The following is a 12634-nucleotide window of genomic DNA, read 5'->3' on the forward strand; positions in this document are numbered from 1 at the left end:
AACAGCCCATTCATCATGGCTGGGCGATAAATCTCAGCTATCTCTAACAAGGAAGCAGGCACCGGTGTTCCAATGCAGGCAGGCTCGCCCGTACACTCGTCTGGTATGCGCGGTCAATTTCAGCCACAACCACGCCTGGTCCGCGTGGCAGGCGGTCAAGAATCACGCCCCAGGGATCGACTATCATGCTGTCGCCGTTGGTTTCACGGCCATTGACGTGGAAGCCTCCCTGTGCTGGCGCGATCAGATATGCTTGGTTCTCAATCGCCCGCGCTCGAATCAGGGTTTCCCAGTGTGCTTTGCCGGTGATGGCCGTAAAGGCAGCGGGTGCAAGAATAATGTCTACCTTGCCCATCATGCGGTAAAGCTCGGGAAAACGCAGATCGTAGCAGATGGATAGCCCTATACGTCCAAATGGCGATTCGACTGCCACAATCTGATTACCGGCATCGATTGTTCTTTCTTCCGCATAATTTTCATTACCCAGCGCCAACCCAAAGAGATGGATTTTATCGTATCGCGCCACCTGTTGACCATGCGCATCATACACCAAACAGCTATTGTGAATTTTGTCAGGGATAGATGAAACCAGAGGTACCGATCCGCCCACTAGCCAGATGCCGAAACGTCTAGCAGTCTCACTCAGAAAATTCTGAATTCTTCCTTCTCCGGGTGTTTCTCGCACCGCCAGTTTATCGGTATCCTTCATCCCCATAATACAAAAGTACTCCGGCAATACAACCAGCTTGGCCTGTTTGGATGCGGCTTCCTCAATCAAACGAAACGCTTCTTCAAGATTAGCGGTCACACTGGGCCCGGATGCCATTTGCACGGCTGCAACTCTAACTTTGGTGCCATGACTCGAATCTGGCACCATTATGGGAGACATACCGGCACTACTCGACATATCGCCTCCCGCTGCAACATTGGCTCAAATTTATCCGGCGTGAAAGAAGTTTCAAGCGCAACAAGTTTTTTAGGTTATTCATCATTAGTCACCCTCCCTGCAAGTTAGTTAAAAATCCGATAAACCAAGTCAAGCACCCTTCATCTACATGTTATTCCGGTTCCGGAATGGCATGGTTATATTTATTGTTCACGATGATCAGCAAGTATGTATGGCCACCGCCCTGTTCATTCGGATTCTGATGCCGCTTCCGGCAGCACAGATGGGTTATCCATGATGCCGGTCCTGCCATTGTTATCGTCCAGTTTGATGACAACTGGTTCACTCCAGCTGCCTGTTATAGCATACTCACTCAGCAAGACACGATCAAAAGGATCTTGCAGCGTTTGCGTGGCAATCATGGCGGCAATGCCGGCAACCGGCGTTACCAACCCCAGTGATGGAAATACTTTCATATTTAAGGACTGCGTTTCTTCCACCAAATTCCACATTCCACTTACGGCCAGATCGGCCGCGCTGCCTGTAATATGTAAATCATCGGCTGACGCGATACCATCCTTGATGGCTATATTGCCATGAAAATAATCGAACCCGAATCCTTTCCCGAACACATCGTAAAAATCGAATGTCAGTCTGCGTGGCAGTGATTTTAAGTCAAAAATACCAAGTATCTTACCAATCCCGGGTTTCAGTTTCGTAAATTGTCCACGCTGAAAAGTAAAATCCAGGTTACCAGATAACGAAGGAATATCGATTGAAAATGGTTTGCCGGTCCATTCCAGCGTACCTTCCAGTTTTCCCTCTCCGCGAGCGATACGATCAGGATAGCCATGACGCTGAAGCAATTTCCCAATATTACTCGATTGCAATTGAATACGACTGTATGCCCGGAACGGTGGTATACGATTTTGCCATATTCCGCTCGCTTGCAGCCGGCTGTCGGGATATGTGAGGGTCACTTTCTCGGCATGCCAGCCATCTTCCCGCTGCGTTGCAGCAAGTTTCAATTGACCCAGTGCATGATCCCTGATGGCAAACTGCTCTGCTTCAAGATCGACTGCTGGCCAATCCCAAGTTTGAATTTGCCGGCGGGGCATTAACCGCGATTCCTGGGCGATCTCTGGGATGGCTAGCTGGCTTAACCGCGCCACGATCTTTTGTGGCGGTGCTTCATACCAATCAATATCACCTGTCATCTCCCTGCTGGCAACCTGTGCCCGCCAAATCTTGCCGCGTTTATCGATGGTGAATGCAGTGTCGTTAAAATAGCGGCCAAGAAATTCAAGTTCGTCCACTCTCAGATCAAATCGGGCGGAAGCCGTCAAAATACTATCCAGCCCACGGCTGCTATGTCCGGCTGCAGCATCGATTTCGCCATGGCGTTTGAATAGATCCCGCCATCGATCCCACTCCAGTCTCGTAATGTCCCCATGGATGCTGGTCCCCGGACCTCTTGATAACGTATTTTTCCTACCGAATGCAATCACCCCGCTGACGGGATAATAGTGATAGGCCTTTTCGCGAATTCGCTGAAGCTCGACCGCAACGATTTCGCCATAGCTAAAACGCACCAAGTCATCACGTGGTTTGGTGAAGCGTTTTTCGTAACGAACCGGAATGATTTCCTGACTGGTTTTAGAAAATGGTGCGGGTAACTCAGATTGCATGCCCTCAAGCGAGGACTCAGCCACGATGTTTACGCCATCATGTTCAATATCCATTGTTGCTTGCCATGCTGCGCTACCCTGAAAAAAGCGTGCCCACAGTTGCAAGAGATCAGCAGGCTCAGAGGCGATATCTGGTTGCAGTAAATCGAAGTCGGCCTGCCCCCTGGCGCTGATGCGCAACCCACCTTCAGGCAAAGATATGGTAGAGAAATTGACCGGCCCACCCAGAGTCTGGGCATGCAGCTTGTCGAATGACACACTGGTTCCGGTAAAGGCTATCGTGCCATTGACATGATGCAAATCAGGCACATAACGACCGAGATCAATATGGTTATCAATGAATTGATAACGCCCTGTTATTGTCAATGCCGACGCATCTTCTTGCCCTACTGGCATCGTCATGTCGACTTGCAATCTGCCTTGTCCGGACATTGCCGTTTGGCTGAGCAATTCTCCTGCATATTGATTCAAGGGGCTTTTTTGTATCAAAGCCAGCATGTCACCGGTATCACCTTCTGCCAGCCCCTTTAGCTGTACCGTTGCCTTATCGGTATAAAGGTGATGGGTTTGCAGTGACAGATCAGCCAGTTTGATTCGGGAAATATTTGCATTGGACAACAATACTTGCAGAGAATCATCCTGCCAAGACAGCATGCCTGTCATGCCGGTAATTTCCGGCCAATCTCCGGATGGTTTGACAGCTCCATCTGTGATATCAGTTTCTGCACGGATGCTGAGCCTGTTGTTATTATTCTTGATCTGGCCATTCAGCGGACCCTGGAGATGAAAGTTTGCATGACTTAAATGGCCTGCCAGCAAGGTTTCATTGATAAACTCAGGCAAGCTGTCCGCAGCGATCCAGGTCATATATTGTTTGAGGCTGGCTATGTCCGCCTGTGCCAGGGTGCCCATCAAATCAATTTGCCCAGTGGTATCGCTATCCATGACATAGCGGCCACGCATGACACCAACGCCCGCCTTGCTTGCAAAAGCAATATCATCGAACTCCAGCAAAAGCGACTCGCGATCCTGTATGATGTGCCAATCGACTTGTCCAGTCAGCACATCGATCGGAATTTTTTCTGTGGATTGTTCTTTTCCGCCGATTGCAACATTCTCCGAAGCCAGCGTCAGCGTACCTTCCTGCTGAGTCACATCGATGCTGCCACTGAGCCCGCTAAACGATGGATATCCCCTGAATGATTGCAGGGCGAGATCACTAAAACTCCCTATACCCTCGAAAGATGGACTGTCAGACTCACTCCTTTGCCAGCGGATATGCGCGTGCTTCACAACCCCTTGAGGGGAAAGTTCTGACAGGCGTTCATGCCAAACATTCGCCACCGGCAAAGAAGCGACCAGTCGTGCAGACGCCCCCATGTCCAGCCCTATTATTCGCAGGCTATGCAGGCCGGAGCCAGCCATTTCTCCGCCTGGCGCACGCCACTCAATCGTCGCTGGTTGGGTGTGATGCCGGTCTTTAAAACCGATAGTGAATTGACGAGCAAACCATAACTGCCCTGCTCCCAGGGCGTTATCGATGTGTTTTTGGCCCAGACGGCCGTGCAGTTCTTCAATCTCCAAAGCAGGTAGATGCGGCTTAAAAAGAATTTTTGTCTTGTACACAGCAACATCCGCGATCCATTCTGCAAGATTTCCCGCATCGAGATCTGCCCATGCACGAATTGAGGCTTTTCCTCCCGCCAGTTCATGCACAGGTAGCGTCAGCCAGGTTTGCAACCCGCCAAGATCCACATCCTGCAACTGGACATACAATCGTCCACGCCAAGCCGATAATGATTGCACAGATTCTCCGGTGAAATCTCCTCGAATATCCAGCGGTGCGGCAAGCGTTGCAGGCGGGACAGCTTGCAGGCCAAAACGATGATGTTTCCCGTTTTGACCGTTGCGTAGCCGTAAATTGACCGTTTTGAGGTAAAGTGTCGGAGCTTTGTGCAAGTCGTCTTGCCAATAAATGATTGCTTGATTGATAATTAGCTGACGCTGGCGCAACAACCAGTCAATAAAACCATTTTCCTGGCCACTTTTACCCAGTACCGTACCGGCAATATGTAGATATCCCTCTTCATCTCGACGTGTAACCAAAGCGGGTCGATCAATCACAATTTCATGGAAATTGGGATCGCCATACAATATCGACCGCCACGAGAGGCTGCCAACGATATCAGGAAAAACCAAGGCCGGATTGCCAGCAAGGTCATATACTCTTACGCCTTGCAGCGACAAATGCGGTCGCAAACCATCCCAGTTGGCATGAATACTGTCGATATAAACCGGCTGGCCAGCTACCCGTGAGATTGCTGCGGCAATATCGTGACGGAATTTTCCGATATCGGGCAATATCCAGTAGCGCAGCATGAGTAGCAGCGTAGCAGCCAGCAGAGTCGCTATCACGACACCCCAGCCAGCCCAGCGCAGATAATTTGCGCCGTTCTGTAAAAAGCGGTGCAACATAAATCTATTCGATACTCAATGAAAAATTTGATGGGAAAAATTAGATACTCTGATCGATCACGCATTCGAACAGCGCTATTCTGAATGGCTCTTTTGCTTCACAACGAGACGATGGATCGTTCCAATTTCAGCTGAGATACATAAAGCATGCTTTGACAAGTCAGGATTGCTTTAGTTGTAAAAAGAAACGATCATTTCTCTGTGGTATGTTGTCAGCTGTGCTTGCACTATCACATTATTCATTATTCGTTTACTCATACCACTTGGTGGCTGCCTGGACCCCCGGCTTTTCACACTATGAAAGACATGTCTTTGCCTCTTGATACGCCCGCAGCAAATTCTTTGATCGACAACATCCTGCCCTACAGTCGTTATGCAAAAAGAATACTGGAGAGCGAGCCCAAACTACGGGAAGAACTATTGACCCGCCTGCATATTCCCTTCTCATGGGAAGAAATGCTCTCGTTCCTGCACAGCCCCGCCGGACCCGTGGAAAGTGAAACTGGTTTACACAGTGCGCTCCGGCAATTGCGCAAGCGTGTCATTCTTCATCTTGCCGCACGCGACCTGGCAGGGCTGGCCAACTTGCATGAGGTCATGGCAACCATGACTGCCTTGGCCGAAGTGACCATCCGCTTCGCACTCGAGCGGCATCATGCATGGTTGGCGCAACCAGAGCGTTTTGGTCAGCCGATAGGAGAGAAGACAAAAATAGCACAGCAACTTTTGGTCGTGGCCATGGGCAAGCTTGGTGGCGGTGAACTCAATGTCTCTTCCGACGTTGATCTGATCTTCATCTACCCCGAAGATGGCGAAACAAATGGCAACAAGCCTATCGCCAATCATGAGTTTTTTACAAAACTGGGCAGAAAGCTCATCGCCAGCCTCAATGATTATACCGTGGATGGTTATGTATTTCGGGTCGATATGCGACTGCGGCCACATGGAGAAAACAGCCCGCTGGCTATCAGCCTGCCCATGCTCGAGGATTACTTCATCACACAAGGCCGGGAATGGGAACGCCATGCCTGGATAAAAAGCCGGGTCATCGCCGGTTCATCCGTTGCCGAAGCTGCATTGATGGAACTCATCGTGCGTCCCTTTGTGTTTCGCAAATATCTGGATTTCGAGGCCTATGAAGCGATGCGGCGGCTGCATGCACAATTACGCAAGGAGGTCGACCGGCGCGAATTATATGACAATATCAAGCTCGGGCCCGGTGGCATTCGTGAAATCGAGTTCATCACGCAGGTTTTTCAATTGATTCGCGGCGGACGTGACGCCGATCTTTGTATAAGGCCGACACTGGCTACATTGAAACGTCTTAAACAAAAGCAGCCACTTCCCGAGCAAACAATTGAAGAATTGATCGAAGCTTACTGTTTCTTGCGCAAGCTGGAGCACCGCCTGCAGTACCTGGATGATCAACAAACCCAGAACCTGCCACAAAATCCGGATGACCAGGCATTGATTGCCAGAGCCATGGATTTTGCGGATTATGCCGGCTTCCTTCAGCACCTCAACATTCACCGCAAAAACGTTGCCCGCCATTTCGAGTTGATTTTCGCCAGTCCGCGCAAATCAGCGGCGCACGATACTCTGGCCAGGCTAAGATTAGAGCAGACCAGCGACCATGCGACTGTCGAGGCCTTCAGGAAACAACTCAAAACACTGGGTTATATCGAACCTGGCATGATAACCGGTCGAGTCCAGCAATTTTACGACAGCACTTTTTTTCAGCAACTCCCTCGCGCCAACCAGGAAAGAATGCTGGGCCTGATGCCTACGTTGATAGAGGTCACTGTACGCTTCTCGCCGGCTGAAATCACGCTTGAGCGCTTGCTGCAACTGCTGGAGAAAATCGGACAACACTCCGCCTACCTAGCCTTGTTGCAAGAACACCCGCAAACCTTGCCGCGCGTGGCCAAACTCGTCAGCGCAAGCCAATGGGCGAGCGACTATCTCGGTCGACATCCCATCCTGCTCGATGAGCTGCTCACACCGCTAGGCCTGCACACCCTTCCTGACTGGCCCGCTCTAAAAACTGAGCTCGTCCATCAGCTCCATCACGTCAACATCCCCAAAATACAAATGACCGAATGGCAAATGGATGTCTTGCGGCATTTTCAGCATGCCCAAGTCTTTCGATTGCTCGCAGTCGACCTAGAAGGAAAACTTCTGCTGGAAACACTCAGCGATCATTTGACCGAACTGGCCGATCTCATACTTAATAACGTACTGCAACTTGCCTGGCAAGGGTTGAGAAAAAAACACCGGGTAGAACCTGTTTTCGCCATCATCGGCTATGGCAAATTGGGTGGCAAGGAACTGGGTTACGCATCTGACCTGGATATTGTTTTTCTCTATCAGGACAATCATCCGGACGCGCTGACGACGTATACCAAGCTTGCACAAAGCATCAATACGTGGCTAACCAGCCACACGTCAGCGGGCGGATTGTACGAAACAGACTTGAGATTGCGTCCCAACGGTGCCAGCGGTTTGCTGGCAAACTCGATCGAGGCATTTACGCAATATCAACATGGGCAGGCCTGGGTTTGGGAACATCAGGCGCTAACACGGGCACGTTTTGTAGTCGGAAATCGACATGTCGGGGAAATGTTTGAACGAATGCGCCAAGAAATTCTTTGCCAGCCGCGTGATCTGGAGCAACTCAAGCAAGATATTCTGATGATGCGCGGCAAAATGCTGGATGCCCACCCTAACCCGACTTCGTTATTCGATATCAAGCATGATCGGGGCGGAATCATCGATGTCGAATTTATCGTGCAATATCTGGTGCTCGGTTATGCTCACCGTTATCCGCAGCTTACCGGTAATATCGGTAATATTGCTTTGCTAAAACTGGCCGGTGAATTGGGATTGACTTCTGCCGACAAGGCCGACAAAGTACTGATCGCTTACCGTGAATTCCGGCGCATACAGCATCAACTGCGATTAAGCGGCACATCAGAGCCTGCCAGCACGACTCTTTCAAGAGGGATAGCGCAGAAATATGCGCGAGTTGCCGATGATCGCTTGATTGACGCGCGCCAGGCGGTCTTTCAACTCTGGGAAGATGTTTTTGGCGTGTAAGCCAGCGTTGAACCAGGCGCGCCGATCACGTCGCCGCCTTACAAAAATGGCCGGGTCTGCTCCTACCGAGTGGGCATGCAACAGGCCGTAACAAGCCCCGTCATCTGCCATCCGGTCAACACTCATCCAGGTTAATGCTTTTCTTGCGCAAAACATGCAGTTTGTCCTGACCGGTAGTGGTTATCCGAAAATTCTAGGATAGAATATGCATTTTTGTATAGAAACCTGAAAATCCTAGGAGGCTGTCCGAGAGACTGATCTACTGCGGACGAGCCTAATTGGCCGGATTTTACGATCCTTTTCGTTAAATAGAACAACTATTCGCCTCAAATGATCGAAAAATCCAACTCAACCTGCCTCACCCTCGCTACGATCGCTATTCTCGGACAGCCTCCTAGTCGATTGCTATTTTATATAACTGACATATACATGCGCGCACAATCTTATTCTCTATAGCTCGAAGTACTTCTGCCTAATCAATCAGCATCCATTCAATTTTCGATATATTCATCATGCAAACAGGTATTTATTTTTCCAGCCTCATTGTGGCGTTTATTGTTTGTGCCGAAGGATAGCCAATGTCTACCCTGCTCCTTTTCGTCATTCTTTATCTCGCCGGCTCAATCATAGTGGGTATCATTGCCTCTCTACGCGTGCATACTTCCAAGGATTTCGTTCTGGCTGGACGTACGTTGCCGCTCTATGTCGTGACCGCCACGGTATTCGCAACCTGGTTCGGTTCCGAAACGGTACTGGGTGTCTCGTCCACTTTTATTACCGAAGGACTGCGTGGTATCGTATCGGACCCATTTGGCGCGAGCCTTTGCCTGATTTTTGTTGGCCTTTTCTTCGCAGCCAAGCTTTATCGTATGGACCTGCTCACGATCGGTGACTATTTTCGCCAGCGCTATGATCCGCTGGCTGAAGTCCTGGTGGCAGGCGCAATCGTGTTTTCCTACCTCGGCTGGCTTTCCGCACAAATCGTTGTCATCGGACTGGTATTCAACGTCGTGACTGCGGATGCCATCAGTATACAGCTTGGCATTATCATCGGAGCTGCCGTTGTCGTGTTTTACACACTGTGGGGCGGTATGTTCGCAGTGGCGTGGACCAATTTCGTACAGATGCTGGTAATCCTGGTAGGCCTGTTCTATATCGTGTTCATTGTTGCCGATAAAGCGGGTGGCGTCGGCACGGTGGTCGCGCACGCTCATGCGGCGGGTCATTTTGAGTTCTGGCCGCAATGGGAAACACGTGAAGTGCTTTGGTTCATTGGCGCGCTTGTGACCGTGATGCTAGGATCGATCCCTCAGCAGGATGTTTTCCAGCGCGTGATGTCTTCGCGCACTGAAAAGATCGCGGTCCGAGGCGCTGTACTTGGCGGATCATTTTATTTTGTATTCGCGTTTGTGCCGATCTTCCTGGCATATTCCGCCTTCCTGATCGACCCGGAGCTGGTTTCCAGCCTCATGCAAGTCGACCACCAGTTGATCCTGCCTACACTTATCATGAACCATACACCACTGTTCGCCCAGGTGCTCTTCTTCGGCGCACTCCTATCCGCCGTTATGAGTACCGCGAGCGGTACACTGCTTGCGCCCTCGGTCACATTCACGGAAAACATCCTGAAAAAATTGATCCGGCGCGAACTGACCGATCACCAATTCCTGTGGTGCATGCGTGCCGTGGTAGGTTTTTTTGCGATCGCAGTCACAATTTTTTCGCTCAACACGCATTCTACGATTTATCAGCTGGTGGTAGGCGCTTATAAAGTGACACTCGTGACGGCTTTTATTCCGCTTGTAGCCGGTCTATACTGGTCGCGCGCGACACGCCAGGGGGCGCTTTTTTCGATCCTGGGAGGACTTATCATCTGGCTTGCATTCGAGGCATTCAACCCCGAGGGCCTGCTGCCACCCCAACTGGCAGGTCTTGTCGCCAGCGCACTTGGAATGCTTGCAGGCTCGTTGCTGCCCCAATGGTATGGACGTGGCACGCACGCAGAAAATGCGACGACAGCTTGACAAACTGCTTATGCCTGCAATCTGCAATAGCTAGGAGGCTGTCCGAGAGACTGATCTACTGCGGACGAGCCTGATTGGCCGGATTTTACGATCCTTTTCGTTAAATAGAACGACTATTCGCCTCAAATGATCGAAAAATCCAACTCAACCAGCCTCGCCCTCGCTACGATCGCTATTCTCGGACAGCCTCCTAGTGGGAATGGGCTGCCATGCTTGGAGTTATTCAGGAGGATGGTTGCCCATGGTCAAGCATGCCTTGTAAACAATCCTGGCATTGTTTACAGTGTTATATTTAGGGCACCTTCAATCGTATAAGTCATAGTCATACACAGGAGCTGCGCACATTCAATGCTTTTCTTTTCCATCGACACCATTGCGCAATGGCTAAAAGACCAAGGGTTGGCAAACGTTTTTCCCGGGATAATAGATCACTTAGAAGCAGATTTTCGGCGCTGGCCTGATTTTTACAAATCCGCTCGCCACGCCACTTATTATCCAGATGGCGTGATCGAATTGATGCCCTGTGCCGATCAGGACTACTATGCGTTCAAATATGTCAATGGCCATCCCAATAATCCGGCACTGGGCAAACTCAATGTGCTTGCATTTGGCGTATTGGCAGATGCCCATACTGGATACCCCTTGCTCATTTCCGAAATGACTCTGTTGACCGCAGTCCGGACTGCTGCAACTGCTGCACTCGCAGCCAGATATCTGGCCCGCCAGGATAGCCGGCGGATCGCTCTAATTGGGACTGGCGCGCAAGCGGAATTCGTAACCTGGGCGTTATCCACACAATACCAGGGTTGCCAAGTCCACTATTACGATACCGACCCCCAAGCCATGCGCAAGTATCATGAAAATCTTGCAGCCAGCGGTATTCCTGTCTTTCCTGCTGATTCAATTGCTGCAGCGGTTCGTGGCGCTGATATCATCGTCACGGCTACGGCAGCCAAATGTCGAGCAGATTTGATTCAAACTGCGATGTTAAGCCCGGGCCAATGCTATTTGGGTCTCGGCGGTGATTGTCCCGGCAAGACCGAGTTTTCCCCTGAAGTTCTCCAGCAATGCAAGATCGTGGTCGAATATTTGCCACAAAGCTTGGTGGAAGGAGAAATTCAGAATCTGGATTCGGATAATGTGCATGCCGAGTTGTGGGAGCTGGTTGCCGGCATCAAAGAGGGCCGAGCAGCGCCAGAAGAAATTACATTGTTTGATTCGGTTGGATTCGCCCTGGAAGATTATTCCATCCTGACATTACTCTATAAGCTGGCTGAAAATGGTGACATTCGTCCCGAATCGGTCCTGGCTATCATTCCAGATTTAGCGGATCCCAAAGACCTCTACGGTTTGGTGAAAGCATGACCGATCAGATCCAGCAATACTTGGCGAGTCTTACCCATTGCATCATTGGCAGGACTATATTCATCGATTTCCAGACCAATGCATTCGGGTTGCTGCATTAGCCAATGCAGCAACCGGTACAGGGTATTGGCCGGGAGGCCATTGGCAACGGGCGTCGACACACCTGGGGCATCAGCCGGATCAATCACGTCAATATCGATACTGATACCGATCCAGTCACATTGCGTCCGCAACCGGTGCCACAGTGGCCGAATCCATGCCAGAGCGGCGTCGGGATACTTCATTTGATCGACACCATACCATGCGACACCCATCCGATCGAGCAATTCGCGTTCTTCTGCCTCATAGCTCCTTACGCCGACCAATACCAAGTTATCCGGACTCAAGTGGTGACGTCCTGGGTAAAAAGCACCTAGTTCAGGATCGTCTGCTCCCAGCAACGCCGCAACCGGCATGCCATGCAAATTGCCGGACGGCGTAGTTTGAAAGGTATGGGCATCCATATGTGCATCAAACCACAGTAACCCAACCCGGTCAGGATCAGGCGCTGCATCCAGCACACCACTCCAAGTGCCCATTGCAATGCTGTGATCACCGCCAATCAGGAGAAATGGTTGGCTCGGCGAAGCCTGCATCTGTTGCATCATGGCGTCATGCACACGCATAAACAACCTTGCACAGGCGACCTGATTGTTATGCGTATGCTCTGATTGTAGCGTTACGACGCGACCGAACCGTAATAGGTATTGTTGTGCAAGCTGTTGCGCCAATGCTGGATCGGCTAATATCGCTGCAGTCTGTTCAGTGCTTCCGTCCCGATTGCCTCCATTAAACGGGACATTTACCATATCAAGAGTTTTCATGGCTGAATGCAATCACTTTTCTTCTTTAACGGCAGGTCGTATGACGGGCAATGGTTGTCATTTCTGGCCGGCAAGACAAAAAACATGTCCAGTAAAAATGATGAACTGCTGATCCTGCAGACTTTGTCGAGCAATGTCGAAGAGTTTGAATCTGAAATCAGAAATGCTACAGTCTACATCCTGACCGGGAAATTAAATAATGCTTTAAAAGGAATATGCAAAAAAAGGGGAAAATTA

The 12634-nt window shown here is 50.4% G+C and carries 7 protein-coding genes; 4 read left to right on the top strand and 3 right to left on the bottom strand.

Translation table 11 applies throughout. The features are described 5' to 3' along the window. Positions 1-43: 43 nt before the first annotated feature. Positions 44-889: a carbon-nitrogen hydrolase family protein gene (locus ABTW62_RS03215; RefSeq protein ID WP_430903147.1), complete on the bottom strand. Its 846-nt coding sequence runs from the start codon at positions 887-889 to the stop codon at positions 44-46. Between the two features lie 245 nt (positions 890-1134). Beyond that, a complete protein-coding gene (locus ABTW62_RS03220; protein ID WP_430903141.1) occupies positions 1135-5049 on the bottom strand; it encodes a YhdP family protein in 3915 nt (1304 codons plus the stop codon). A 306-nt stretch (positions 5050-5355) separates the two neighbouring features. On the opposite strand from ABTW62_RS03220, the gene glnE reads away from it, so the two are divergent. From glnE to ABTW62_RS03235, 3 genes are all read left to right on the top strand, one after another. Continuing rightward, positions 5356-8145 carry a bifunctional [glutamate--ammonia ligase]-adenylyl-L-tyrosine phosphorylase/[glutamate--ammonia-ligase] adenylyltransferase gene (glnE, locus tag ABTW62_RS03225; protein ID WP_430903142.1) on the top strand — a complete coding sequence of 930 codons (2790 nt, stop codon included), beginning with the start codon at positions 5356-5358 and terminating at the stop codon, positions 8143-8145. A gap of 578 nt (positions 8146-8723) precedes the next feature. Continuing rightward, complete coding sequence (locus tag ABTW62_RS03230) at positions 8724-10169, top strand: sodium:solute symporter family protein (protein ID WP_430903143.1); 1446 nt, start codon at positions 8724-8726, stop codon at positions 10167-10169. A gap of 348 nt (positions 10170-10517) precedes the next feature. Then, positions 10518-11534, top strand: coding sequence for an ornithine cyclodeaminase (locus ABTW62_RS03235; RefSeq protein ID WP_430903144.1), 1017 nt, complete (start codon positions 10518-10520; stop codon positions 11532-11534). On the opposite strand, the gene ABTW62_RS03240 is transcribed toward ABTW62_RS03235, so the two are convergent. Further along, a complete protein-coding gene (locus ABTW62_RS03240; RefSeq protein ID WP_430903145.1) occupies positions 11513-12397 on the bottom strand; it encodes an arginase family protein in 885 nt (294 codons plus the stop codon). The two genes, ABTW62_RS03235 and ABTW62_RS03240, sit on opposite strands and share 22 nt — an antisense overlap. A gap of 6 nt (positions 12398-12403) precedes the next feature. Between ABTW62_RS03240 and ABTW62_RS03245 the strand changes: the two genes are divergently transcribed. After that, positions 12404-12634: hypothetical protein (locus tag ABTW62_RS03245; protein ID WP_430903146.1), on the top strand; the 231-nt coding region annotated here is incomplete at its 3' end.

This window comes from Nitrosomonas sp. ANs5 (genome assembly GCF_050584665.1).
Taxonomy (GTDB): Bacteria; Pseudomonadota; Gammaproteobacteria; order Burkholderiales; family Nitrosomonadaceae; genus Nitrosomonas.

Bases quoted from the DNA above. Each gene is read 5' to 3' on its own strand.
- ABTW62_RS03220 (WP_430903141.1), bottom strand. From the start codon at position 5,049: ATGTTGCACCGCTTTTTACAGAACGGCGCAAATTATCTGCGCTGGGCT.
- glnE (WP_430903142.1), top strand. From the start codon at position 5,356: ATGTCTTTGCCTCTTGATACGCCCGCAGCAAATTCTTTGATCGACAAC.
- ABTW62_RS03230 (WP_430903143.1), top strand. From the start codon at position 8,724: ATGTCTACCCTGCTCCTTTTCGTCATTCTTTATCTCGCCGGCTCAATC.
- ABTW62_RS03235 (WP_430903144.1), top strand. From the start codon at position 10,518: ATGCTTTTCTTTTCCATCGACACCATTGCGCAATGGCTAAAAGACCAA.
- ABTW62_RS03240 (WP_430903145.1), bottom strand. From the start codon at position 12,397: ATGAAAACTCTTGATATGGTAAATGTCCCGTTTAATGGAGGCAATCGG.
- ABTW62_RS03215 (WP_430903147.1), bottom strand. From the start codon at position 889: ATGTCTCCCATAATGGTGCCAGATTCGAGTCATGGCACCAAAGTTAGA.